Source organism: Alienimonas chondri, from assembly GCF_013036045.1.
Lineage (GTDB): Bacteria > Planctomycetota > Planctomycetia > Planctomycetales > Planctomycetaceae > Alienimonas > Alienimonas chondri.
In genome coordinates, this window is the sequence record NZ_WTPX01000067.1 from 1 (window position 1) to 25,019 (window position 25,019).

General features: G+C 66.2%; 16 protein-coding genes and 1 pseudogene. 11 read left to right on the plus strand and 6 right to left on the minus strand.

The features are described from left to right. Positions 1 to 334, plus strand: a pseudogene (locus LzC2_RS11470) (5-oxoprolinase subunit C family protein); the annotation flags it as partial. A 342-nt stretch (positions 335 to 676) separates the two neighbouring features. On the opposite strand, the gene LzC2_RS11475 reads toward LzC2_RS11470, so the two are convergent. Beyond that, positions 677 to 1,495, minus strand: a complete 819-nt coding sequence (locus LzC2_RS11475) for an IS5 family transposase (protein WP_171187007.1) — start codon at positions 1,493 to 1,495, stop codon at positions 677 to 679. Between the two features lie 9 nt (positions 1,496 to 1,504). Continuing rightward, a complete protein-coding gene (locus tag LzC2_RS11480) occupies positions 1,505 to 1,984 on the minus strand; it encodes a transposase (protein WP_171187009.1) in 480 nt (159 codons plus the stop codon). Between LzC2_RS11480 and LzC2_RS22270 the strand changes: the two genes are divergently transcribed. After that, positions 1,952 to 2,425: a protein-tyrosine phosphatase family protein gene (locus LzC2_RS22270; protein WP_171187011.1), complete on the plus strand. Its 474-nt coding sequence runs from the start codon at positions 1,952 to 1,954 to the stop codon at positions 2,423 to 2,425. The two genes, LzC2_RS11480 and LzC2_RS22270, sit on opposite strands and share 33 nt — an antisense overlap. A 368-nt stretch (positions 2,426 to 2,793) precedes the next feature. Here the strand turns inward: LzC2_RS22270 and LzC2_RS11490 are convergent, their stop codons facing one another. Next, entirely contained in the window at positions 2,794 to 6,660 is a 3,867-nt protein-coding gene (locus LzC2_RS11490) for a DUF6797 domain-containing protein (RefSeq protein WP_171187014.1), read from the minus strand. A 603-nt stretch (positions 6,661 to 7,263) separates the two neighbouring features. Between LzC2_RS11490 and LzC2_RS11495 the strand changes: the two genes are divergently transcribed. The 3 genes from LzC2_RS11495 (at position 7,264) to LzC2_RS21640 (ending at position 8,767) form a co-directional block, all read left to right on the plus strand. After that, entirely contained in the window at positions 7,264 to 7,752 is a 489-nt protein-coding gene (locus LzC2_RS11495) for a tyrosine-type recombinase/integrase (protein ID WP_171187016.1), read from the plus strand. Between the two features lie 84 nt (positions 7,753 to 7,836). Beyond that, on the plus strand, positions 7,837 to 8,277 hold the full coding sequence (locus tag LzC2_RS11500; RefSeq protein WP_171187018.1) for a hypothetical protein: 441 nt from the start codon (positions 7,837 to 7,839) through the stop codon (positions 8,275 to 8,277). Positions 8,278 to 8,404: 127 nt separating this feature from the next. Continuing rightward, positions 8,405 to 8,767, plus strand: a complete 363-nt coding sequence (locus tag LzC2_RS21640) for a macro domain-containing protein (protein WP_174977612.1) — start codon at positions 8,405 to 8,407, stop codon at positions 8,765 to 8,767. A gap of 753 nt (positions 8,768 to 9,520) precedes the next feature. Here the strand turns inward: LzC2_RS21640 and LzC2_RS11510 are convergent. From LzC2_RS11510 to LzC2_RS11520, 3 genes are all read right to left on the minus strand, one after another. Then, on the minus strand, positions 9,521 to 11,671 hold the full coding sequence (locus LzC2_RS11510; protein WP_171187020.1) for an FAD-dependent oxidoreductase: 2,151 nt from the start codon (positions 11,669 to 11,671) through the stop codon (positions 9,521 to 9,523). Positions 11,672 to 12,364: 693 nt separating this feature from the next. Next, positions 12,365 to 13,807 (minus strand): twin-arginine translocation signal domain-containing protein, encoded by a 1,443-nt coding sequence (locus LzC2_RS11515; protein ID WP_171187022.1) that lies wholly within the window; start codon positions 13,805 to 13,807, stop codon positions 12,365 to 12,367. Between the two features lie 193 nt (positions 13,808 to 14,000). After that, positions 14,001 to 16,088, minus strand: a complete 2,088-nt coding sequence (locus LzC2_RS11520) for a redoxin family protein (protein WP_171187045.1) — start codon at positions 16,086 to 16,088, stop codon at positions 14,001 to 14,003. Between the two features lie 864 nt (positions 16,089 to 16,952). On the opposite strand from LzC2_RS11520, the gene LzC2_RS11525 reads away from it, so the two are divergent. The 6 genes from LzC2_RS11525 (at position 16,953) to LzC2_RS23035 (ending at position 24,878) form a co-directional block, all read left to right on the plus strand. Then, entirely contained in the window at positions 16,953 to 17,801 is an 849-nt protein-coding gene (locus LzC2_RS11525; RefSeq protein ID WP_171187024.1) for an ABC transporter permease, read from the plus strand. Next, complete coding sequence (locus LzC2_RS11530) at positions 17,801 to 19,135, plus strand: ABC transporter ATP-binding protein (protein ID WP_171187026.1); 1,335 nt, start codon at positions 17,801 to 17,803, stop codon at positions 19,133 to 19,135. The genes LzC2_RS11525 and LzC2_RS11530 overlap by 1 nt, the downstream gene beginning before the upstream one ends. Before the next feature lie 187 nt (positions 19,136 to 19,322). Next, positions 19,323 to 20,186 (plus strand): class I SAM-dependent methyltransferase, encoded by an 864-nt coding sequence (locus LzC2_RS11535; RefSeq protein ID WP_246254944.1) that lies wholly within the window; start codon positions 19,323 to 19,325, stop codon positions 20,184 to 20,186. Between the two features lie 156 nt (positions 20,187 to 20,342). After that, positions 20,343 to 21,149 carry an FkbM family methyltransferase gene (locus LzC2_RS11540; RefSeq protein WP_171187030.1) on the plus strand — a complete coding sequence of 269 codons (807 nt, stop codon included), beginning with the start codon at positions 20,343 to 20,345 and terminating at the stop codon, positions 21,147 to 21,149. Beyond that, on the plus strand, positions 21,146 to 22,228 hold the full coding sequence (locus LzC2_RS11545) for an NAD-dependent epimerase/dehydratase family protein (protein WP_171187039.1): 1,083 nt from the start codon (positions 21,146 to 21,148) through the stop codon (positions 22,226 to 22,228). Before LzC2_RS11540 ends, LzC2_RS11545 begins: the two co-directional genes overlap by 4 nt. Before the next feature lie 1,624 nt (positions 22,229 to 23,852). Further along, the gene (locus tag LzC2_RS23035) at positions 23,853 to 24,878 is read left to right on the plus strand and encodes a glycosyltransferase family 4 protein (RefSeq protein WP_171187041.1); all 1,026 of its coding nucleotides are present in this window, start codon (positions 23,853 to 23,855) and stop codon (positions 24,876 to 24,878) included. Positions 24,879 to 25,019: the final 141 nt, after the last annotated feature.

Here is a 25,019-nt window from a genome sequence, read left to right on the forward strand (position 1 = left end):
CGCGTTGCGGCCCGGACCGGAATACGACTGGCTCACTCCGACCGCGCAGAACGATTTGAAGAACGGCGAGTTTCGGGTCAGCCCGCACAGCGACCGCATGGGGGCCCGGTTGGAGGGGCCGACGCTGGCGCTGCGGGACTCCGCCCTGGCCGACAGCGTGCCCGTCCTGCCGGGCATGATCCAACTACCGCCGTCCGGCCGGCCGATCGTGCTTCTCCAGGACGGCCAGACCGCCGGCGGCTATCCGAGGATCGGCTACCTGCCGACCGCGGAGGTCGACCGACTGGCGCAGATCCCGCCGCGGCGACCCTTCCGCTTCCGCTTCTCCGCCTGAGGCGCTTTCCCTGTCGAACCGGGCGGGAGACCGTCGGCCGGGACGTCCGTCGGGTTCTTCGCAGCGAGATCACCGACCGGGAACGCCCCGGCGTCCGGGGCTCCGCTCGAACGCCCCGCTCGAACGCCCCGCTCGGCCGGCCGGCGCCGCCGACCCCGCGCTCCCCCCGGCGTCCCTGACCGCACGCCCACGGCAGTTCGGTCTGCAACGGAGCGAGCCGGAACGGGACCGCATTGCACGGCCGCGGCTCGCTGCCCTGCGCGCAGCAGCAGGTGCGGGCCCCGCACGCCTTCAGCCGGCGAGGAGCTGACTAAGAACCGGACAGAGAACCGGCTGCTGAGATTAATCAGCTTCCGCGGCGGCGTGTCGCCAGAGGCGGAAGTTCACCACGGCCATGGCCAGCGTGTTCCACGCCTCGATCGCCTCCGCTTTGCGATCGTAGCGAACTCGCAGTCGGCGCAGGCCCTTGACCCAGCCGATCGTCCGCTCGACCACCCACCGGACCTTGCCCAGCCTGCTGCCGTGCGGCGTTCCCCGCTTGCGGATGAACGGCTCGATCCCCAAAGACCGCAGCACGTTCCGCGTCGCTTCGCTGTCGTAGCCGGCGTCGGCGTAGAGACGATCCGGGGTCTCCTTCGGCCGGCCCGGCCTGCCGCCGACCTTCGGAAACTCCTCCCGGACCAGCGGCAGGATCTGGGTGTGGTCGCTGGCGTTGGCGCCGGCGACCTTCACGCCCAGCGCCGCCCCGTCGCGGTCGACCATGAGGCTGTATTTGCAGCCCGGACGGGCCCGATCGACCGGGCTGGGGCCGGTCTTCTCGCCGCCGCCGTGAGCTCTGACGAGGACCGAGTCGACGATCGCCGTGTCGTGCTTCAACTCCCCGTCGCGGCGGAGCAGTCGCAGGAAGTCCAGGTGCACGCGGGCCCAGACGCCCAACTCCTCCCACTCGATCAGCCGACAGCGGGCGGTTTCGCCGGAGCAGCCCATATCGGGGGGGACGTCCCGCCAGCGGCAGCCGGTGGTCAGCACGTACCACAGAACTTTCAGGACCACGCGGTTAGGCGTGCGGGGGCGGCCGCCGTCGGGGCCGACCGGGCGGTCCGGCGGCAGGTGGTGGGCGGCGACGTCGGCGAACTGTTCGGGCAGGCGGCACTGAGCCATGGCGGGTCCTCAAAGGTTGGATTCAGCCCTTGTTGCGCAAATCCCGTGCCGCGGTTTCCTGTCCGGTTCTAAGAACCGGACCGAGAACTGCCTATTGAGGTTTCGCGTCGTCCGTGACGGCCCGTTGCCGAGGCGGTCGTTGATCATGGCCATCGCCAGCGTGTTCCACGCCTCGATCGCTTCGGTTTTGCGGTCGTAGCGGACCCGCAGCCGCCGGAGGCCCTTCACCCAACCAATCGTTCGTTCGACCGCCCACCGGACCTTGCCCAGCCCGCTGCCGTGCGGCGTGCCCCGCTTGCGGATGAACGGCTCGATTCCCAGCGACCGCAGCACGTTCCGCGTCGATCCGCTGTCGGAGCCGGCGTCGGCGTAGAGCCGGTCCGGGTTCTGCTTCGGGCGTCCAGGTTTGCCGTCGACCTTCGGGAACTCCTTCCGCACCAAGGGCAGGACTTGGGTGTGGTCGCTGGCGTTCGCCCCCGCGACCTTCACGCCAAGCTCCGCGGACTGCTCGACTGCGGCGTTCGCCGCGTGCTGAGTCTGATGGAGACGACGGAGCGAGGTCGCGGCGGTCGCCCTTTTGAGCCGTACGCCCCGCGCCTGCAGGAGTTGGCCGCCGAGCGTCAGGTCGTCCTGGAACGCCTGAGCCTGCCCATGCCCGACGCCAGCGCCCCTCCCGCGGCGGCCTTGGAAAAAGCTCTTGAGATAATCGAAACGGGGCTGCGAGAGGAGACACCGAGCTATCTGCATTGTTGGGGCGGCCACGGCCGGACCGGCACGGTCGTCGCCTGCCATCTGATCCGGCAGGGTCTCACGGCGCAACAGGCGATCGACGCGCTGCTGGGGTTCCGCGCGGATCTGCCCAGGAACCAGTACCCCTTCGAAGGAAATCAGGAGCGGTTCGTCCGCTCCTGGGCCGCAGGTCGGCGCTAACGCCAGGAACGAACTCGTGCTCGAGCAGGCCGGCGACACGAGCCTCGAACAGCAGTTTCTGCAGAACCTCCCGGCCCGCGTCGCGGCCGTGAAGTCTTCGGCCGGCGGTCGGAAGCATGGGTCCAACGAAGCGCGACCGCACAGTGCGTCGGGGCGGGGTACGCGACCCCGGCGGCGTTCGCGCGGACGTGCGAGGCGTCCGTTCGACCCCCGGCCTCATGCCCGTCCCGCACGTCCTGACCCCCCGTCCCCGCTCTCATCGCGACTGGACCCGTGTCCGGGGGCAGGCCAAAACGGAGCGGGAAAAGGCTCAAGGCTCTTCTTGTCTCTCCCTGAGCGCGTTCACGGCCATGTCGGCCTTGGTCTCGCTAATCCCGAAGTTGATGAATGGTGTTGTGAATCCTTCGCTCGACTTTGTTTCCGTCGGTCGTTTCCAGGAAACATCGAATCTCCATTCCCCAAGTGGGCGCGACGCGGGGAATCCGCAATGTGATCGTCTTTCCGTCGTCTGACAGTGTTGCCTTACTGACTTTCCACTGCCGCTGGTCGTAATGCTTCGAACCGTAGTTGGCGGTTCGCTTGAGATCCCAAGCGTTGACGTCGTAACTGTCCGGGTTCTCCGCGGATTCTCGCGACACCGCGTCGGTCAGAGAAATTTCAATCGTTCCTTTCTTGGCCGACAACCCAACCGGCATGTGCATCGGTTCGCCGGTCGCGCGGATCCGATAAAACCCGCCGGGCTGTTGTTGGCTGCCCGCCCAGGCGAACATGCCGCATGTGTAAAGATGCCCGTTGGTGGGATGAAATCGTCCGCGAACGAGACCGGTCGGGAATTGCGGCATGGGGAGTTCGCACATGCCGCCTTGCATCTGACCGTCGACCTCTTCGTGCGGAACGACGAAGACCTTGCCGTAGCCGTACGACAAATTCAGCAGCGATCCACCGAGCGGTCCCCAGCAGTCCTTGGGAACCCAAAGCAGTTCGGCCGGCGACCGATCAAAGCTGTTGGTGATCCAGCAGAGCGGCTGCGACATCGCCGAGTCCGAGTCGTCCTGGACGTCGTGATAGCCGAACATGTTTCCATAGAATCCCCCTTCGCGCACCCAGTTGATGCGGTTCTTCGGATTCCAGTGTCCTTCTTGATCCGTCACGATGAACGAACCGTCGGGGTTCACGCAGACGCCGTTGGCGGCGCGAAAACCGTTGGCCACGATGTCCGTCCGCCCGCCGTCCCTGCTGACGCGAAGCAACGTTCCGTGATGCGGCACCAAGGCCGTCAACGCGTGACGCGCCGACTTGGCGTAATAAAAGTTCCCGTCGTCGTCCGTTTGCAATCCCATGGCGAACTCGTGGAAGTGCTCGGTGACCTGATGATCGTTGTTGAAGCTCTCGAAATAATCCGTTTCGCCGTCTCCGTTTTTGTCACGCAGAATCACGAGTTGATCACGGCAAGTCACGTAAATATCGCCGTCGACGATGCGGACTCCCAACGGTTGAAAGAGACCGGTCGCGATTCGTTTCCATTGCAGCTGGCCGCCGAGCGAATCGATTCCGGAGACCTTCCAAACGTCACCGTCCCAACTGGAGACCGCCGCGGCGTCTCCGTCAGCAAAGAAGTCGAATCCCGATAGTCGCACGCGGGCGTGCCAGGGATTGGCCGCAGGACGCGTCAGCACGTCGACCGCGAAGGGTCCGTCGTCGCTGCCGACGGTCGGCTGGGTCGTGAGTTGCTCGGGCCACCGCGACGGACCTCCGTCGAGCAATGAATTCACATCGTCGCCGTCCGCCGTTCCTGCGACCGTTTGCCGGACCATGGCCGCGTCGGCCGCCGAATCGACCGAGGCGAACCAAAGCGTCAACGACAACGGCTGGTCACCCTCGGGGACCGTCAGGCGAAGGGCGCCGTGATGATCGGACCACTTTAGATCCGCCAGTTCTTCCTTGACGCCGGCCACGAGAAAAGGACCTGACCCGCGCGAGGCCGGTTTTCCTTGCAAGACCGCGGCGTGATGCCGATCCGCGGCAAGATTCTTGACCATCCCGTTTTTTGCGGCGGCGACGTTCCAATCGGCCGCAGGTTTGGCCGCGCCCGCGCCCGAGGCGATTTGCGACGCCGGGAGTTTCTCGGCAAAGAACTGGATCGATGCGATCTCTCCGTCAAAGTAGCTTCTGGGGAGCGGAAAGTCAGAAGCGCAGAACCCGAGTCGAACGAGCTGATCGTCTTGTTCGGCCTTGGGTCTCAGGACCCCTTTGGCGTCCTCTTCGCCGTCGATGTAATTCGTCACTTGTCCGCTTTGATGGTCCCACGTGATCGCGACGTCGTGCCAACGTCCGTCGGCCACTCGTTGTTCCGATTGCACTTCGCCGACCCATCCGATGTCGTAAACGAGCCGGCCGCCGCGAACGAACAAGACTTTGCCGTCGGGCATCCAGGCGGCGCCCCCATCCGTTTTGGCGAACAGGCTGCCGCCCTTTCTCGTTTTCAGCCGTGCCTTGATGGTAAAACTCTTCGTCGTCATGTCGAAGTCGTCCGCCGGGTCAAGTTGTGCGTACGACGCGCCGTCGAAGCGAAGCGCTCCCGTGTCGCGGCCGGCTGCCGGCGCATGCTCAGGCCCGAGCAGGACTGTGTCGGGCGCAAGCTTCGACAGATGATCGGCCGAGTCGCCAAGCTGCGCGACTTGCAGCGTGAGCGCTTGATCCCGGGGGCCGAAATGTATTTCACGCGCGTAGACCGGTTGGGGCGATTCGGTCAATAGTTTCGGACGCTCGAGAATCGGAGTCGCGCCGACGTGATAAGAGATCACCGTTTGGTCGCCGTGATAATACATCCCCTCGTAACGGGCCCACTTGCGCGGAAGCGGTCCGTATAAACGACCGTCGCGGCCGACGACGCGCTGATCCTCCCACGAGCCGGTCGCGGGTTCCGCCCAACCCGGTCCCGTTTTGTTCTCCGCCTGCACGTCGCCGACGATTCGCGGATGAACGTTGTGCTGGCCGTTGAAGTGGATGCCTTTCCAGTCGATGAACTTGTCGCCGGTCCACGCCGCGGCCATCCGCATCGTATCGTGATCGAAAATCATCCAGTGACGGCCGCGCGACACTCCGCCGGGGCCCTCGTCCAGCCGCACGGCGATTCCTTTGTAGGCGAAGTTCGATCCGTCGTCCCCCACTTCGTAGGTGTTGATCAGCGTGCGGCCGTAGTCCATCGTCACCCAATCTTCGACGTTCTGCGGGTCGGGTCCGCGCGAGTCGCCCGCGGGAAGCGAGGCGAGCCACTTCTCTTCGACGGGGAAATACTGCGACGGATTCCTGTCTTTCAAGTAGGCCTGGCGGATATAATGGATGACGTCGTACTTCTGTTGCGGCGCCATCCATGTTTGCGGCTGCATCATGCCGAATCCGCGAGTCAACGTTTGATACATCGTGAACGGGTCGGCGCCGTTCTTGAATTTCCCCGCGGCGAATCGAAGCGAGGTCGGCAGCGACCCCGCTTCGTCGTGCGTACCATGACAGTTCACGCACATGCGGTTGTAGATCGCTTCGCCCCGTTCGAAGTTGTCGCGTCCCAACCCCGCGATCATGCCCGCGTGATCGATGTTCTTTTCGTAATCCGGCAAAGGTCTCGCGGCGTAAAGATGAGGCGCGGGCCGAAGGTTTCTCGCCGTCAACGATCCGCCGTCGCGAATCTCGATCAGGTAGCGAATTAAATCCAGGAACTGTTGTCGGCTGGAGAGTTGATTGACCAATGACTGCGGCATCAACGAACTTGCGTTTTCCTCGACCGCTTCGAGTCGATCACGTTCGAACCGGTGGAGCGTGCCCGGTCGCGAGGGATCCCTCAAGACGATCCGCTCGCCGTTTTCGACCACCAGTCCCACGACCGCCTTGCCGTCTTCGGTCAGCGCCGTGAGCGATTCATATCCCTTGCGGATCTCTTTCGACGGACGCAGGATCGCATCCACAAGCTGAACGTCGCTGGCCGGCTTCTCCCAACGCGTCAAATCGGGCCCGAGTTGCGAATGCTGATCGTCGGCATCGTGACATTTGCGGCACGACATGAATGGTTGAAAGAACACAATCGCTCCGCGCACCGCGTCGCCGTCCCTCCGGGCGTCGGCAACCAGCTTCGCGGCGGGCTCGGCTAACAAACGTTCTTCGAGAGTCTGCGCCGATAAGCTCATCGGCATCAATGCGAAGGCCGACAGATGCAAGCATAGAAGAGAGGGCCTGTTCATCCGAGCGCCTGAGAAAGGGGTGTGACTTCGCGAGGCGATGCAGTCGTGACGCCGCGACGGACGGCAAGGTCGACGAGGGCGGGCGTCGTCGATGACGGGGCGCCCCGATCGTACAAGCCGATGCGAGGGAATCCCACGCCGAGCGCGAAGGGTTAATGCGTGAACGTCGGGTTCGTCGACGCGCCCGACCAGCGGCCGGCGCGTCCCTATTCCGCGATTAGGATTCGGCGATCAGGAACGACGGAAGGTCGGACCGCCCCGCGCCGTCTAGGACGCCGGCCGTCGGTTCAAGTTTGGCGTCGGAGTATTCCCGTGGCTGGAGGGACGAACCCGGCCCCAAAACCGATAACGGCGACTCTCGCAGGATCTTTCGGCCTGCCCCCCGGAAACGGGTCCAGCGATTGGGAGAGCCTCGAGCCGACGAGATCGGCATGAAAATTCGACCATGACCAGGCGACGCACGCGTCACACGCCCGGAGAGATCGTCCGCAAGCTGCGGGACGCCGACGCCGTGCGGAACGCCGGCGGCGACCTGGCGGCCGTGACGCAGCACGTTGACAGGCGAGTCCGTGCGCCGCACCGTGTCCGCGGAAGCCGCCAAGCATGCCAGCCGTCTCCCCGCCGTCGATGCCCGACCGGCTGACGCCGCCGTTGCCGCTGCGGGGCGGCGGAGAGTTGACGAACCTGCTGACGCCGGGGCGGGTCGGCGCCCCCCGGCTGCCAGTCGATCCGAACGAGGAGATCGCCCGCGACCCTCGCAGCGGGGTCCGCCGCCGCCGCCGCCGCCTGCACAAAGACTCCGTCGGTCGCGCAGTTTCCGCCGCGACGAAGCGGAGCGATCTCACGCAACGGGCGACGGCCCGCACGTTCCGGCACGGCGTCGCCAAGCGCCTGACGGGGGCGGGCGACGACATCCGCACGGTGCGGGAACTGCTTGGCCGCAAAGACGTTCGGACGACGATCGCGTCCAAGCATGTCCAAAACCGGGGCGGCCGCGGCTTCGTCAACCCCGCGCACTTCGACCTCCCCGAGGCCGACCCGGTGCAGGATCACGTACGCACGTCATCATGCGCCGTAACGGATAAACGCTAGTTAGGGCGGGTGAACGCAAGCAAGCAAATAGACCAATACTTTCAACGAGTCGTATATGCACGCATTGCCCGCTCGCAGATCACCATGAGCGTCGTCAAGTCCTTCTACTTCAATCTGCCCGACAGCGTGGAACTGTCATCCATCCGCAATCTCATCGGTAGCGATTTCACCGAGAACATAGACTTCCCTGGGACCTGGAATGGAACGTTCCTTGGCATGCCCATTACGTTGTGTGACGACCATGGCTTCGTCAACGATCAGGGACTCGATTTCGAGGCGTACCGCTACTGCGTTTATCTCACCAGTTTCTCGCCTCACAACCTGCTCGTCATCCAACTCGCAGGGGTTGCGCACATCGCATACTCGATTTGCTCGGTCTTCAACGGTTCCGGCATACTTGTTCACAATTCACAGATTCTCGTCGGCAGAATGGAGGGCCGTGATCACGTCGTTTTTGATGTCGAGGCTGGCGAACCAATCGATGCTAGATGCCACTTTGAATCGTACTACTGGGACACACCGTAGCGGGAGGCAAACCGCCATAACCATCGCGTGCACGCGGAGGCCCGTTGGTTCAGTTTCACAAATGGAAAGTCAACTCACGGGCCCCGGTGACGCGGGTCGTTATACCGCAAAGCAGACACCGAATCTGATGCGAAAGCTCAAACATGGAACCGTCGAATTAGTGCTCGGCAATATCGTGGAGCAAGACATTGGTGCAATCGTTAACGCTGCCAACACAAAGCTTGCTGGCGGTGGCGGCGTCGACGGTGCGATCCATCGCGCAGCTGGACCTGAACTGAAACAACTGTGTCAGCAGTTTCCGGCCGACGAAAAAGGCCGTCGATGCCGAACTGGGCACGTACAAACCACTGCGGGGGGTAACCTTTGGCGGGCCCGGCACCGCCGTCTGGCCCGAGACTACGAACGGCTGGCCGAGACGCTGGCCGCGTTCCACTGGGTCGCTTTCCTCGGCATCCTGCTCACCCGCATCCCGCTCGCCGGCAGTTCATAACACGCTCTAAGCGGCGTCCATCGAACCCGGGGGACTCGATCGACGCGGCCTTCACCCGGCGGGCCACGACTGGCGGCGACGAACCCATCAGCCCCAGTCGGAGGCGAATCTTGCGAACGACCCGCCGATCGGGCCGTGAGTCGGCGACGGGCGAACGGCGCTCTCGCCCCGTCCTGGTCGCGCCGGAGGCGGGACTCGAACCCGCGCTCGGGTTTCCCCGAAGAGGATTTGGAGTGTGTCTCACGCCCATTTCGCGGACGTTGTGCGGATCGTTCGATGACGGCTTCGAGCCTCTGCGGCGTATCCCCGGATGCGGCCGGGGCGGTACGGCGTCCCGCGGCGACGCCGAGGCGGCCTGTGGTCCCGCATGGAGGCGCTTCATGAGGCGCTTTCTTCCGGTTCCGCGACGCAATGGACCGGGCGGAAACGTCATCCCGTCTCGGCCTGCCGCACGGCCCGCGGCCCCGATGTCGCCACGCCGGCGGCGCCCCGGGCGATCTGCCGGTCCTCCTCGAACGTCGGGGAACCGACGTGGGCCTCGAACAGGAACCGGTCCCGTCGGGCCTCCGGCAATCCGGCAACAGGTCGTCGCCCTCCTGCTCGATCGGTTCCGGGGGTCCGGCACGAAGAACGGGTCCGGCAGGGCGCGGGGCTTCCGACCGGCCGGGCCCCGCCGCTCCTGCATCGCTGCCGGCAGAACTTTCGAACCTTGGAGCGGAAGACAGCGGAGCCGGCGGGACGCATCCCGCGCGATCAGTCCTCCTCTGCCTCCTCCGCGGTCGCGTCCGTCGCCGCTTCGTTCTCGCCGAGCGGGTACAGCTGTACGGCGTCCGCGATGGCGTAACCCTCGTCGGCCGCTCCGATCGTCACGGTGAACCGCTCGCCGGGGGCGCCGGCGACGTAGGAGGCGACATACCCCGGCCCCGCTTCGCTCGCACGGGGGGTTCGCTGGTCGAGGGCGTAGGTCGCCGTGCCGCCGCCGCTCCGACGAACGGAGACCGGCACCGCGGTCGCGCGGTTCGGGTGCGGCACGCAACTGATCCGCAGCCCGAACGACGACGCGTTCGGGGCGATGAGGGTGAACGTCGCCGTCGGACGGTTCCCGTTCCCGTCCCACTCCACGGCCCGGTAGCCGCGGTCCACGAACGGTCCGACCGAGACGCTGTGGTCCCACTCGCCGGTGAACTTCGCGTCCTCGTCGTCCACGACGACGCCCTTTAGCGACTTGGAGGCCACCCGCTCGGCCCGGCCGCCGCCGCCGGTCCATTCGAGGACCTGCCCGTCCGCGAGCAGCCGCTCGCGAAGGGCGGCGTAGTCGACGTCCTGTACCGGGATTTCCTGTTCAACGGCCATCGCCGCGGCCGTCGCGGCGCTCTGGCCGAGAACCATGAACACCGGTTCCATGCGGATGGAGCCGTAAGCGATGTGGGAGGCGGCCATCGCGACCGGAACCAGCAGGTTCGTGGCCTCCGCCTGCTTCGGCACGATCGATCCGTAGCCGATCGGGTAGGGGGGGAAGCCGCCCTGCTGGACGTCGCCTTCGTTCTGCACGTGGCCGTTTTCGTCGACGTACCGCCAGACGTTGTGCGAATCCATCGTGTAGGCGGCGAGGCCGACCGGGTCGTCCGCGACCGCGTCGCCGAGGCAGTCGGCCTGCGTCATCACCCGCTGACCGATCATCCGCCGCGCCTCGCGGATGTAGAGCTGCGGCGGCCAGCCGCCGGTCGCTTCGAACTCATCCGCGGCCAAACCCCAGTTGCTGTAGTAGTTGCGGACGGATTCCGGCACGCGGGGGTGATTGGCGAGGGACCACATCAAGCCTTTCTGATAGCGCTCATGGGCGGCGATGATCGCCGCTCGTTCTTCGTCGGTGGCCTCGGGATAGGCGTGGTTCTGACCGATCCAGTCGGTGGAGACCGCGTACTTGTTGTTCGAGTCCGATTTGCGGTTCGGCATCATCTTGTGCAGCCAGGGAACCCGCAGGTCGCCGGCCTCGAAGTTGCGGAACAGCAGTTCGTACAGCGATTCGTCGTAGCCCTCCGGCTTCGGCCAAGGGATCCTGTTTTCCGGCACGTCCGTGGCGCACAGGCGGAAGCAGTAGGCCTGCACCCCGAGGTCGCCGGAGCCGACCGGCGGCAGCGGCTCGGACCGCACCTGCGGCAGCACGCCGGAGGACGGATCGCCGGGAACGACGTAGGGATCGACCGGCTTGATAAAGTAGTGGCTCCTCGCGCGTTCTGCGTCAGGCATCTCCGGCCGCACGCCGTTGTAGTTCTCGCCGTAGACGGACGCCGCCTCCCGACCGACGTGGTAGCTCACGCCGGCGGCGGCCATCAGGTCGCCCTCGTAAGTGGCGTCGATGAAGACGTTCCCGCGAACGGTACGGCCGTCCTTCAATCGAATTTTGGTGATGCGGCCGTTCGTCAGCGTCACGCCGCCCTCGCCGCGGTCGAGCGGGGCGTTCATCAGCGGTTCGACGTCCGCCTCCGCCAGCATCTCCTTATAGATGGTCATCGCCACGTGCGGCTCGAAGGTCCAGAACGGCTCGGGGTGGTCCGGGTCGAGGTCTCCCGCGTCGCGGCGGCTGTCGTACTGCTCCGGCTTCTGGTAGATCCAGTTCTCCGGGTGGGCGTAATGCTCGCCGACGGCGGTGTAGAACTCGCGGGAGATCCCGCCGATCGCGGCTTTGTTGCCGATGTCCGTGGCCCCCAGCCCGCCGGTCGTCAGGCCGCCGAGATGGGACGACGGTTCGATCAGCGTGACGGTCTTGCCCATCCGCCGGACCTGCACCGCCGCGGCGATCCCGCCGCTGGCGCCTCCGTAGACGACCACGTCCGCGGCGGGCGGATCGGCGGGCGCCCCGGGGGCGGCGAGCGCGGCGAGCAGCAGGGCGGACGAGAGCATGCGGGATGGTTCCAGGCGAGGACGCCTCGATCATGGCCGATCTGACCCGTTCCCGGCCACCGCTGTGATTTCCGGCGACGCCCTCCCAGGCGGACCGAGGACTGCGAAAGGAGAGCCGGGGATCAGCCGAGGAACACCTTCCGGCGATGCCGCCGGCGTGGCGTCGCCCCGCTGTCCGGGCGTCGCGATCGACCGACAGCGGCGTCTTCCGGTCTTGCTCGGCGGCGTCCCGACAGGACGCGTGGTTCGGTCGCGGGCCGTCCCGATCGTTGCCGCCGCGGGTGGCGAACCGGGAGTCGAACCCCTGATCGAGCGGACGCCGCCCCGGCGCCGTCTCCGGAGGCCGCTTGCCCGCCAGCGCTGCGGCGTGCCCGGCGTCCTTCGACATTTCAGGAATCGTGACCGCCGCCGCGAGCCGTCCCCGCTTCCGTCCGTCGCCCTCCTGAGGTCGGTCGGGACGGCCTCCGGTCGTCAGGGCGTGCGCTCCCCGGTCGCCGTCGGTCTCGCCCACGGCGCAGTCCCCGCCGACCTGTCCCGGTCGCCCTCCGCCGCCGGACGACTCCCAAGCCGTTGCGGCGACGGCGAGCCCGGGGAGATGATCGAGCGGATCTTCGCCGAGCCTAGCGACGACCCTCTCTCCGCCGCCGAGGCGACGCGGGGTTCTCTCCAGGCCGGACGACCTCGACGCCGCCTCTACGTCGCCCCGAACCGGATCGCGCTGCGTCCCCCCGGCAGATCGAAGCAGACGACGACGCCGTCCGGCGTCTCCGTCCACGTGCGGTCGGAGAGCGCCGCGACGCCGGCGACCTGTTTCAAGGTTCGAACCTCCCCCGCCCCGTCGCCGAGGCGTTCCAGTCGCGGCGGGCGGCGGGCGGCGGGGGTTTGCAGTCGCAGCGTGAAGTTCGGACAGGCGAAGGGGGCGTCCAGCAAGACGCCCCCGTCCGCCTGCGGGGCGATCGTCGTATGTCGCTTCGCCGCGGCGTAGCGGGCGATCTCGCTGAGCTTCATCCACACGGTCCGATTCCCGAACCGGGCGTCGAGGACCGTGACGATCCGGCGGAAGGCGGCGAAGCCGGTCTCGGCGCCGTGATTATAAAGCCCCGGCCAGTGGCAGAGCATCACCGCCGGGTCGCCGCGCTCGATCAGCTCCACCATCCGCCCGGCGTTGGCGTCGGCGTCGCAGTACAGGGCGTCGCGCAGCGGATCGTCGCCGGTCCACCCGCCGAACCAGTCGCCCGTGGCGGCGGGCACGGTGACGACGCACTCCGGTCGATCCGTGTCGAGGCCCCGCACGTCTCGCACCTCCGCGGCGACCGGGTCGTCGCCCAGCCGGACGTATTTGAAGAAATGCCGCACGAGCCCGTCCGATTCGCGTTCGTTTTCGGTTCCGAACACGTCGCCGACCGCCTCCCGCACGGCGACGGCGAGTCGATCCTCCACGCCGTTGCCGAAGCCGCCCGGCGTGGTTACGCCCGTGCAGGGCAGGCCGCAGTTCTTCAGCACCCGCAGCGCCGCGGCGAGGTACGCCGCGAGTTCGTCCGTCGAGACGTCGGCTCCCCGGCCGGGGTACCAGTTCTCCATATCCGCCGGGCCGGTCAGCGGGCGGGGACGGCCGGTTTTGAGATCGATCATCCGGGTGTGGGTGAGCATCTCCGGGTGAAGATCCCAGTTCGGCAGCATGAGTTCGCGGACCAGCGACAGGCTGTCGGCGAGGGCCCGGGCGGACCAGCCGGGCAGCGTGCGGTCCAGCCAGCCCACGCAGGCCGGGTTCGGCACCACGCTGTATTTGCCCTTCACCCCGCGTTCGGCGCACCACTCCCCAAAGGAGCGGACGAAGGCGTCGGGGATCTCCGTCGGCCAGCTTCGCCACGGTTTCTGATACTCCGCCCGACCCGGCCACGCCTCGGCGAACTGCGGGACGGCGAAGCGGCCCAGGTTCACCAGGCAGGTCGAATCGTCGATCACGAACGACAGCGGCACGCGACCGCGGGGCGACAGCACGGTCGCGCCGGCGGGGTCGGGCGCGGACCGCCCGTTCGCAACCGCCAGACCCGCGGCCCCCGCGACCGCGGCGCCGGCGGCGGTCTGCAGGAACTGTCGACGGGTGAAATCGTTCAGACGGGTGAAACCGTTCATGGACGCACGCGTGCGATCGAGGCGAATCGAACGACGTTAGAACGAGTCCGACGCCCCCGCCACGGTCGCCGCCGCGACCAGCGCCCGCGTGGTCGCGTCGTCAGGGCTTATCAAGGCGCGGATGCGTACGCGTGCTGACGCCGTCGGCCGCCGCGTGCGCCGTTCCGGCCGAACGCTCGCCGAACGCCGGCTGTCATCGACCGCCGCGGAGGCTCCCGGTCGACTCGCCCGGCACGGCGCCGGGGACGACGTATTCGACGTAGCCGAGGTGCATCTCGTCCTCGGTCTGCGGCCCCCAAGTGACGACGCGGGTCGGATCGGGGTTGGCGGGATTGCCGGCGCTGTTGTCGAACCAGGCGTCGAACCGGATCACGTCGCCGGCATGCAGTCGCCGCGGCTCGGCGAGCCGGTAGAGCAGTTGCCAGTTGAAGTCGTACCGGGGCACGTCCAGCAGGGTCTCCACGCCGCCGTCGGCGGTCTCGACGTCGTACCGGGCCGCCTTGCCGCGGAGGTGCATGTGAGGCAGGAAGCCGAGCACGTCCACGTCGTGCGGCAGCCGCAGGGAGGCCGTCTCCCGGTGGTTCTCCGCCCCGGCGGGGATGCGGAGGCGGGCGTTGGCGATGCCGGCGACCTTCACCTCGTGCTCCGGCGGGCCGTCGGCGAAGACCAGCCCGATCCGGGTGAGGTCCTCCGTCGCCGTGCCGTTGGGCGTGTAGTGCATCTGGAACCGCAGCGTCGCCCCCTTCGGCAGGAGCCTGGCGTAGCCGTCGGGGTACTCCAGCGTGCTGTTGCCCGGCACGTAGACCCCCCAGTAGCCGTCCCGCTCGTCGATCTCCCCGTCGCCGCCGCGGAGCGAGACGATCACGTGGTGCACGACGCCCGGCTCGCCCGGCCGGATCTCGATCGCGCGGACCCATCGGTCCTCCCCGAGGTTCGTCTCCACCGTGACGTTGCGGTAGGGCATCACGCCCTCGGCCTGCACGGGGACCGGCTCCGGGAAGGCGAACGTCGCGTCGGGCTCGCCGATCAGCCAGCCGCCGGGGAACGTCTTCGGCAGCGGCGCGTCGGCCGGATCGCCCTCCGGGGCGCCGGCTTCGATCCAAGCGAGCAGATCGGCCTTGTCGCGGGCGGACAGCGAGCGATCGTTGGCCCAATGCGGTCGGTCCGGCGACTGGCCGGGGAGCGGGGCCGCGAACCAGGGCGGCATCACGCCCCGCTCGACGACGCTGCCGATCATCCCGGCGTAGTCGCGGACTTCCTCGTAGGTCTCGAACGCGATCGGGGCGCCGCCGCCGCCGCGGTGGCACTCCAGACAGTTCGCCTGCACGATCCGCGAGACGCGGTTGTGATAGGCGACCGTCCCGGCGGCCGACGGGGCGTCCGGCGGGGCGACCGCGTCGTCGTAGAAGAGGGCGCAGCCCGGAGCGGTCGTCGCGGGCACGGCCGGCGGCCGGCCGGCGAGGACGGCGTCGAGCGCGTCGGTCAGGTAGGTCCGCCGCGGCGCCTCGAGGGCGTAGCCGAAGCCGTACCGGTCGTCGACGGCCCCGCGATAGACGAGCGTCCGGGCCGCGTCCAGCACGAACGCCTCGGTCGTGGTCCCGGCGCCGAGGGCGGCGGCGAGGCGTTTGTCCGTGTCGTGGACGTAGGGGCCGTCCAGGCCTTGCGTCGCGACCGCCTCCCGCAGCCGCGCGACCGGCTCCGAGGCGGTCGGATTGACGAACACGAACCGCACGCCCCGGGCGGCGTACCGCTCCTCGATCGCCGCGAGGGTCGGGGCGTACTTTTGCGTCAGCGGACAGCTCGTGCCGGTCAGGATCAGGGCCGTCGCTTCGGCTCCGCCGGTCTCGCCGAGGCGGTGACGGACGCCGTCGAGGTCCGTGAAGACGACGTCGGCGATCAACTCGCCGACGCGGGCGGCGTTCGCCCCCAGCGGCCGCGGACCCTGCCGGACCTCGTCGGTGAATGCATTCGGCGCCGCGACTGCGGCCGGCTGGGCTTCCGGCGCCTGCTCGCCGCGACCGTTGTCCGCGTCGCCCAGCCGACCGGCGCGGGCCGCCCGCTCGGTCTCCGCCCAGGTGACCGCCCCGTCCCCGTTCTCGTCGAGCCGCCGGAACAGGGCGGGCTGCCCGAGCTCCGCCGCCGTCACCCGGCCGTCGCCGTCCCGGTCGAAGCGGTCGAACCGCAGCCGGAGATCCGGTTCGTCGGTCGCCCCGCGTTGCGCAACGACGAGGAACGCGGCAAGGGCCAACGTTCCCGTAAACAGCACGATCGGGCGGAGCATCATCGGGGGCGGCGTGTCGGTCGGATCTTCCCCCCGATTGAACCCCGCGAACGGGCGAATGGTTCCGATCGATCGGCCGGAGTGCCCCGAACGGCGCGAACGGCGCCGACGCGGCCTGGAACCGGTCAAGACAAGCGCCATCGTGGCAACCACAGGCGATTCGTCGTAAGTGTCTCGCAGCATTCTACGGCGGGAGTCCTTGCCGAACGGTCCGAGTACCGGACCGCGACCGCCCCGATCGCCGACCCCGCGAACTGTGCTGGAGGCTCTGGAAGAACCCGGTCGAGCAGTGGGACGATGTTGCAGGACACGATGGCCGGCGCTTCATCGGAGCCAGTTCCGCAGCTCGCGGTGGAGGTCGAGGATTCGCTGTCGAACCTCGTCGCCGAGGAGAGATCAACGATTCTGTGCGTCGTCACGCATCGTCGCAGAGGGAGGTTCAAGGAAGCCGAGGACGGCGGCCCGCTGGTTCGCAATCCCCGCGGGAGGGGAGGAGAGGAATCGAAGTGCGTCGGATTCCCTCTTGCGGAATCTGCCGAATGTCGTACGTCGATCAGTCCGGTCAGCGATTTTGCGGAATCTCTCCGGCATTCGCCTCTCGCGCCTTTCCGCCGCCGCCGCTGCCCTTACAGTCTCCGCGACGCGTCTGACTCAACCTGGACGCCGAACTGCGATCACCGTTCGACGGCCAATTGGCCGTCTCCTCGCGGGAGGCCGACTTGGTCACCCGGGAGGGCGGAGCATGCCCGAGTCGCACGGGGCGAGCCACTTCATCCGATGTCGAGTACCCTCTCCCCCCCCGCTGAGACGTCCAGCCCGCTCCCAGAGAACGGGGCCGCGTCCGCAGGGGAACGCCCGGGCGAGTTGATCGCAACCGGCTTCGACGACCGGGAGACCGTTATTCGCCCCCCGAGTGGCTGGCCGTTCCCGGACTTCCGCGAGCTCTGGCAGTTCCGCGATCTGCTCTCCCTGCTGACGCTCCGCAGCATCGCCGTCCGCTATCGGCAGAGCGTGCTGGGGGTCGGCTGGGCGATCGTCCGGCCGGTGGTCAGTGTCCTGATCTTCACGCTCATCTTTGGTAAGGCCGCTGGCTTTGAAGACGATCTGCCCAGCGGCGTGGCCTATCCGGTCTTTGCCTTCTTGGGGTTGGTGCCTTGGATGTTCTTCGCCGCAGCGCTGGGCGGCACCGTTCAAAGCGTCGTCGGCGGATCGGACATGCTGACGAAGGTGTATTTTCCGCGGCTGGTCTTGCCGTTGTCGAACCTCGGCGTGGCGGCGGTCGACTTGGGCATTCAGATCGTGCTCGTGGCCTTGCTGATGGCGTGGTATCGAATCGTTCCCACCGCGGCGATCGTCGCCCTGCCGGCGTTCTTGCTGCTGACGGCTCTGGCCGCGCTGGCCGGGGGGCTGTCGCTGACGGCTTTGAACGTCAAATACCGTGACGTCGGACAGGCGGTGCCGTTTTTCGTGCAGGCGGGAATGTATCTCAGTCCGGTGATTTACCCGCCGACGTTCATTCCCGAAAAGTGGTCGGCGTTGTACTACCTCAATCCGATGGCGGGGGCGATCGAGGGGGTGCGGTGGAGTGTGCTGGGAACCGACCCGCCGCAGTGGGGCTACGTCGGCCTGTCCGTGGTGACCACGCTGGCACTGCTGGCCGGCGGGCTCATTTACTTCAAACGAACGGAATCCACGTTCGCGGACGTAATCTGATGAGTGCCGCCGCCCTTCGTGTCGCCGGCCTTGGGAAGCGTTATCAGCTCGGTCTGACGCACGCCGGCAGCCTGTCGGAAGCGGCCAGCCGCTTGACTCGTCGCCTGCGGGGCCTGCCGCCGGTGGAAGCCCCCGTCGACGCCGCTCCCGGCACCGACCCGGCGGACAAGAAAGGCGACTTCTGGGCTCTGAAGGATTTGAGCTTTGAGGTGCAGCCCGGCGAGGTGGTCGGCGTGATCGGTCGCAACGGCGCCGGCAAGAGCACGCTGCTGAAGATTCTCTCCCGCGTGACCAGCCCCACGGTCGGCGAGGTGCGGGTCCGCGGCCGCGTGGGTAGCTTGCTGGAGGTCGGCACCGGCTTTCACCCGGAGCTGACCGGCCGGGAAAACGTCTACATGAATGCCACGCTGCTCGGCATGAGCAAGCGGGAGGTGCGGGCGAAACTGGACGAGATCGTCGACTTCTCGGGGGTAGAGAAGTTCCTCGATACCCCCGTCAAGCGCTACAGCAGCGGAATGAAGGTCCGGCTGGGCTTCGCTGTGGCAGCTCACCTGGAGCCGGAGGTATTGATCGTGGACGAGGTGCTCAGCGTTGGAGACGCGGAGTTTCAGAGGAAGTGCCTCGGGAAGATGAAGGATGTGGCGGGGGAGGGGCGGACTGTGCTGTTTGTGAGTCATAACGCGTCGGCTGTGCGGGAGCTGACGTCTAGGGCGCTCCTGCTATCTGGGGGCGCGGTCATTCAAGACGGCCCGACTTCGGACGTTCTCAGCTTTTACAGAGATTCCAGCACGCGTGGCGACGGGAACGTTCGGTCAGCGGAGCGAGCTTTCTCCGGGTTGAGTGGACAACTTCGGCTCTTGGAGGCGCGGGTGGAGCAGGAAGAAGTTCCCTTCGGAGGATCAATTCGGGCAGAGCTGGAGATCGAGTCGGCGATCCTGGCTGGAGAATATACGGTCGGGATCACCATATTTAGCCAGAATGATCAGCCGGTCGCATCGGGATTCAGCCCGTCTATTTCGCCGCCGGCCCCCGGATCGACTGGGGCGGCAGGCATCGAGATATCGGCCTTGCGGCTGGCTCCTGGGAACTATCATTGTACAGTTTCGCTTTGTGACGCCCGCTCGCATTCCACGTTGCTGCATGACTCGATATCCAACACTCTTTCATTCGCGGTCGTCGGTTACCCAGTTGGGGTTGGCCGCTGGATGCAAGGTTGGGGGGGTGTTGCGCTTAATCTGGTGCTGAGCGATGCTGGCGGGACGCGAACTGGCAAAATAAGGCATGCGTCGCCCGTACTTGTCGGAAGGGGCGTGGCGCCGAACCGCTGCGCCTAGCTCGCTCAGGCTCCACTTCAACATGCTTTCCTCCACGCAATCGATTGCAGCCCCGCGGATTCCGCCGCTTCGCGCATCGGATCCATTGAGTGAGGCGGGGGGCGAAGTTTCCTGCCCTGCGTGCAAGTCGGTCAGGTGTTCGGTCGTCTCAGCGTGCCGGCGACTCAGCGACAGCTCCGCGACTTCAATGGCTGAAGCCCCATTGTTTTTGTCGCAGGAGAAATCATGTCTGTTACGGTGCCGCCGTTGCGAGCTTCATTTCCGTTGGCCGTCGGCTTCCACAGCGGAACTCTCCAGCGTGTATCGGGCGCTTCCGGCCGGGCGGTGGAATTACCAGACAGAGTCGATTCATTCTTGGGAAATCGCCCGTGCTGAGATTGAGGAGCTGGCGCGTGAGGGGTCAGTCGAGTCGAAGCCGCGGATCTTGGACATCGGTGCTTTCGACGGGGCATTCCTGGCCACCCTGCCGGAGGGGTGGTGCCGTTCCGCAATTGAGCCGGGTGAAGCGGCCCGCGGCCGTCTTGAGGAGCAAGGGATAACTGTCGTCGCGGACTTGCTGCGGGAACCCTCGGCAGAAAACCGGGGTATCTACGATGTAGCCACGATGTTGGACGTGTTTGAGCACGTGCCGGAACCCGACGCCGCGCTCCGGCATGCATTGGCGTACCTCCGGCCGGGGGGGCAGTTGTTGGTCTCGACCGGGAACGCGGCTCACTGGAGTTGGCGACTGCTCGAGGGAGATCACTGGTATCTAAACACGCCGCAGCACATCGTGTTCGGTACGCCAGGGTACTTCCGCGGAGCTGCCGACCGGCTGGGCTGTCGGCTGGTCCGCGTCACGCGACATGCCCATCGGCGGGTCGGGACGGCAGAGAGGGGGCGGCAAGTTGCCGAGACACTGCACTATGGCCTTCGGCGACAGTCACGTCTTACCTGCAAAATCGCGGGCTTCATTCAACGGGTTCCTGGCCTGATCTACCTCACACATCGAACCCACGGACCTTACGCCCCCGGTCTTCGAGACCATCTGTTCGTGGTGTTGGAGAAATGAGATGTTAACTTCCTCCTCCGCGTCGGCCTTGGCAAGCCCAGTTCTGCGTGTGCATCGTGGCGAATGCTTCAACGGCAACTCCGTTGACCTCGCTGACCTGTCGCAAGCGATAGAACGTTACGCCCTGAAGCTTTCTAGAATACGGCGGAGGATCCGTTGAACGTTCTCCGCTCTGCCGGCGGGTTCCTCCGTGAAGCGATGCGGATGTGCGGAGTAGAGATCCGCCGAACCCGGGCCGAATCTTATTGGCGTGCGGAGCGAGAGCGGCGACGGCGGGCGAAGAACTGGTCATTCCTAAGGACGCTCTCACCGGGAACGATTCTCGATATCGGCGCCAACGAGGGGCAGTTTGCTGAGTTGGTACGCCCGCTTGTCCCGGACGCCTGCATCATTTCGTTCGAACCGCTCTCCGGCTGCGCCGCAGTGTTGGAGGCGAAACGGGACTGTTTAGAACCGTTCCATTTGGTCCGGGCGGCTTTGGGAGAGGTGGCGGGGGAGGTAGAGATGAACCGGAATGAGTTCACGCCGAGCTCCTCACTCTTGGAAATGGAGCCGTTGCACGTCGCGGAACTGCCGGACACTGCGAATTCTGTCGCGGAACGGGTGTCAGTTCGGCGGCTGGATGACGTCGCCACTGAGTTGCAGATCTCCAGGCCGCTCGTCATCAAAATCGATGTGCAGGGATACGAGGCGCGCGTGCTTATAGGCGGGCCGCGGACGGTGCGGTCGGCGGCGGTCGTCGTGGCCGAGGTCAGTGCCTACCCACTGTACCGCGGGGAGGCGACGTTCGAGGAACTTTATGACCTGATGAAAAGCTATGGGTTCGCATACCGCGGAAACGTGGACCGCTGGCTAAGTCCCCGCGATGGACGCATACTTCAGTTCGACGCGATGTTCGAGAACCTCGATCCCGCCGCCGCCAGTCCTTCCCGCGCAATCTCTGACGAAGGATCTGATAGATGACGCCTCCACGGACTGTTCTAGTCACTGGCTCTAGCGGGCTGATAGGTTCAGCGATGGTGTCTCACTTCGATCGGCTCGGGGCGGTGATGCATGGGGTAGATAATAATATGCGGGCCGACTTCTTCGGTCCCAGCGGAGATACCGCCTCTAACCTCGCGCTGTTACGGGCAGAATGCCCGCGGTTCGTTCACCACAACTTAGATGTTAGGAAACGGTCGGGCGTCGATCAGCTCGTGCAGGAAGTCCAGCCGGATCTAATCGTGCATGCGGCTGCCCAACCGAGCCACGATCTCGCCGCCGACCGGCCGTTCGATGATTTTGACGTCAACGCCGGCGGCACCCTGAATCTTCTGGAGGCGACCCGCCGCCACGTTCCGGAGGCTGTGTTCGTGTTTCTCTCCACAAATAAGGTCTATGGGGATGCCCCGAACCGCTTGCCGCTGAATGAATCGGAGACCCGGTGGGACTACGCACGCGAGGACGATCGCGGTGGGATCGACGAGTCCATGTCGATCGACGGGTGTATGCATAGCCTGTTTGGGGCTAGTAAAGTTGCGGCCGACGTAATGGTGCAGGAGTACGGCCGGTACTTCGGAATGAAGACCTGCACGTTCCGTGGGGGTTGCCTGACCGGATCGCGGCATGCTGGGGCGCAGCAGCACGGGTTTCTCAATTACCTCGTCAAAACCGCGGTGGCCGGCCAGCCGTACACGATCTTCGGGTACGGGGGGAAGCAAGTCCGCGACCAGATCCATGCCGAGGACGTGGCCCGTGCGGCCGAAGCCGTCTACCAAAACCCGCGGCCCGGGGAAGTGTACAACTTAGGCGGCGGGCGAGAAAATGCGGCCAGCGTGCTGGAATGCATTGAGTTGATCGCCGAATTATCCGGCCGTCGCCTGGAACCGGGGTATCGAGATGAGCCCCGGCGCGGCGACCACATCTGCTACATCACGGATCTGACTAAGTTCCGGTCTCACTACCCGGAATGGGACCTGACGTGGACTTTGTCGGCGATCGTCGAGGACCAAGTGGCCGCGGCCCGGGACGCCTTGAACGGCAAAGCGGAGGTTCAGGCGTGAGCGGGGGCACCCTGCTGATAACTGCCAGCCCGCCGGGCGGGGCCAATGTCGGCCAAATTCTCGTGGCAGACATGTTGGCGATAGCCGGAGCGGACATATCGGTATTATATCTGAGAACTGGGCCTCCACCGGGCGGTGTGAGTGAGTTCGCAATCAAGGATGTTCGGGTTCCGGCGGAGCAGGCCCTCCGGCCGTCGCCGGGGCGGTGGGGCACAGTCGTCGCGGCAGCGGATCGCCTGACCCGATACGAACCGGCAGTCGCCCAAGCCGCGAACGAGGTCCGATCCCACCTGCGTGACCTTCAGCCGGACCGGGTATGGGTCATTGCTAGTACCACCGCGGTGATCGATGTTGCTGCTGCAGCCCTGTCAGGCGTGGAAGGAGAGTTACTAGTTCAAGTCTGGGACGATCCGGTCCATTTAATGCGACAGCGGCGGCTCGACCGGCTGACCCAACGACGGACGCTCCGGCGGTTCCACGCTCTACTGGTCCGGGCGGACCGAGTGGCAACTATTGGGGAGGCGATGGCAGAAGCCTATCGCTCGTACACGGCAGCCCCGATCATTGTGATCCGGCATGGTGTTCGGGGGGAGGTTGAAGCTCGATCGACTCCCGCCGATCCAGATGAGTTCCGGATCGGATTCGCCGGGGCGCTGTACGCGACCGATGCATGGATTGCGCTACAGAATAGTTTAGATGAGTTAGGCTGGGAGGTCGGCGGCCGGTCGGCGGCACTGGTGACCGCTGGCAGTCGGGCGGTGTTCCGAGCCGGCGGTCCTGGGCAATCCCGGTTTCTTGGATGGCGGTCGACTGCGGAAGTGCACGAATTGTTATCGGGCTGCGACTTGCTATACCTCCCTCAGCCATTCGACGGGGTGCAGGAGCCGCTGGCCCGCCTGTCGTTCCCGACCAAACTGAGCGCGTATGCGGCGACCGGCCGGCCGGTATTCGTTCACGCTCCGCCATATGCGTCGTTGCCCCGTTTCTGCCGGGAGCAGCGGTTTGGGATGGTGTGCGAATCGACATCCCCAGCCGTGGTAGCCGCCGCACTGCGGCGGTTCGCGGAAGAGCCGGGGTTACTGGCCGAACTGGCCGCAGGCACCGCTCGGATCGGTTCTACAGTCCTGTCGCGGGACCAATTTGGGGCCGACGTCCAGTCTTTTCTTCTACCGACTGCCATTGCGACACAGGATACGGCCCGGAACAGCTTCAACGTAGACTGTGCATTGTTGCCAACGACGACGGGGGTGACATGAGTCGTACCGTCCTGTTCTTCATGCACACCGGCTCCACCCACGGGGGCGTGGAGACGTGGCTAGATCGATCTTGCCAGTACCTCGCTGGAAGGGGTTGGCGGCCGATCGTAGCTCTCGTCCGTGGAGCAGCGAACAACGATCCAAACCGTTACCGGAGTCATCATCCGAATTTGGCAACGGTAGAAGTCGACGGTCGCGGAATGGATCGCGAGGGGCGAGTTCGGGCCATTGTGCGGTGTGTGCGGCGGGTAAACCCGGCCATCGCGATCCCGATGGGTGTGCTGGACGCCAATGAAGGGATCGCCCGCTATAAAGCGAAGAATCAGAACGTACGGTTGGTCGGCCACGCTCAAGGAAACTTGCCGCCGATGCTGGCGGACCTCGCAGGGCTGCGGGACGTAGTGGACGCGGTTGTCTGCCCCGGAAACCTCACCCGCCGGTTCTTGGTTGGCCCGGCCGGATTTGACCCGACGCGGGTCCGGCATATCCCGAACGGTGCGGACGGTCCGACCGTCCCGCGAGTTACCGGGCCGCCCGGTGGGCCGCTACGACTGGTGTACGTGGGGCGGATGTCGGAGGGAGATAAGCGAGTCTCTGACCTCCCGCGGCTGTGTCGGACGCTCGGCGATCGGGGGATAGATTACCGTCTCACGGTGGTCGGTGATGGGCCGGCCCGGGACGCGGTGGCCGCTGGGATGGCCCCATTCGCAGAACGAGCGGAGATGCTTGGGGCTCTGCCAGTTCGGAAGGTCTACGAGGAAATTTACCCGCGGGCGGATGTACTATTGCTATTCTCGGCATCGGAGGCATTTGGGATTGTGCTGGCCGAGGCAATGCGGAACGGAGTGGTACCGGTCACGAGTCGGTACGTCGGGTTCCAGTCGGAGGGGCTGGTAGTAGAAGGGACGCACGGGCTGTCGTTTCCGGTCGGCGATACAGCCGCTGCGGCCGACCGGGTCGCGGCACTGGCGGCCGATCGGGCACTGTTGGCCCGGTTGTCGGCGGCGGGAACCCGGCATGCGGACGAGCACTATTCATGGGAGCGGTGCCTGTCGGCTTGGGAGCAGGCTCTCGGAACACTCGCCGAAGCCCCATCGCGGGCGGTCTCGGCAGAAACGCTGCGGCGGACGTTCGCTGACCGGCCCGCGCTGTCCGGCCGGCTGGACCGGCTAGGCGTCCCGCGGGCGGTAACCGATATCATTCGGCGGGCCCGCCGAACCACGCTCCGCGCAGCGGTCCCGCCGGGGGGGGAAGAGTGGCCGCTATTTCGCGGCGGTCCGGCCGACCGGCGTGCGTGGGTCCAGCAGGAATTGGAGCGGCTGGAGTCGGGGGCCGCTGCTGCGGGCGTCGCCCGCCGGCCCAACGGGGCCCCGCTTAAGTCAAAGCTGATTTGATCGACGCCGGCTCCCTGCGGGCCCGCTCGGTCCTCTTCGTGACGAACTCCGCCTACCCGCTCGGCGGCTTGGCGGCGTGGCTGGATGCACTGCTGCCGGAATTGCGGTCGCGGGGGTGGCGGGCGGTGCTGGGGCTTGTGG

Bases quoted from the DNA above. Each gene is read 5' to 3' on its own strand.
- LzC2_RS11475 (WP_171187007.1), bottom strand. From the start codon at position 1,495: ATGGCTCAGTGCCGCCTGCCCGAACAGTTCGCCGACGTCGCCGCCCAC.
- LzC2_RS11490 (WP_171187014.1), bottom strand. From the start codon at position 6,660: ATGAACAGGCCCTCTCTTCTATGCTTGCATCTGTCGGCCTTCGCATTG.
- LzC2_RS11495 (WP_171187016.1), top strand. From the start codon at position 7,264: ATGCCAGCCGTCTCCCCGCCGTCGATGCCCGACCGGCTGACGCCGCCG.
- LzC2_RS11500 (WP_171187018.1), top strand. From the start codon at position 7,837: ATGAGCGTCGTCAAGTCCTTCTACTTCAATCTGCCCGACAGCGTGGAA.
- LzC2_RS21640 (WP_174977612.1), top strand. From the start codon at position 8,405: ATGCGAAAGCTCAAACATGGAACCGTCGAATTAGTGCTCGGCAATATC.
- LzC2_RS11510 (WP_171187020.1), bottom strand. From the start codon at position 11,671: ATGCTCTCGTCCGCCCTGCTGCTCGCCGCGCTCGCCGCCCCCGGGGCG.
- LzC2_RS11515 (WP_171187022.1), bottom strand. From the start codon at position 13,807: ATGAACGGTTTCACCCGTCTGAACGATTTCACCCGTCGACAGTTCCTG.
- LzC2_RS11520 (WP_171187045.1), bottom strand. From the start codon at position 16,088: ATGCTCCGCCCGATCGTGCTGTTTACGGGAACGTTGGCCCTTGCCGCG.
- LzC2_RS11530 (WP_171187026.1), top strand. From the start codon at position 17,801: ATGAGTGCCGCCGCCCTTCGTGTCGCCGGCCTTGGGAAGCGTTATCAG.
- LzC2_RS11535 (WP_246254944.1), top strand. From the start codon at position 19,323: ATGGCTGAAGCCCCATTGTTTTTGTCGCAGGAGAAATCATGTCTGTTA.
- LzC2_RS11545 (WP_171187039.1), top strand. From the start codon at position 21,146: ATGACGCCTCCACGGACTGTTCTAGTCACTGGCTCTAGCGGGCTGATA.
- LzC2_RS23035 (WP_171187041.1), top strand. From the start codon at position 23,853: ATGCTGGCGGACCTCGCAGGGCTGCGGGACGTAGTGGACGCGGTTGTC.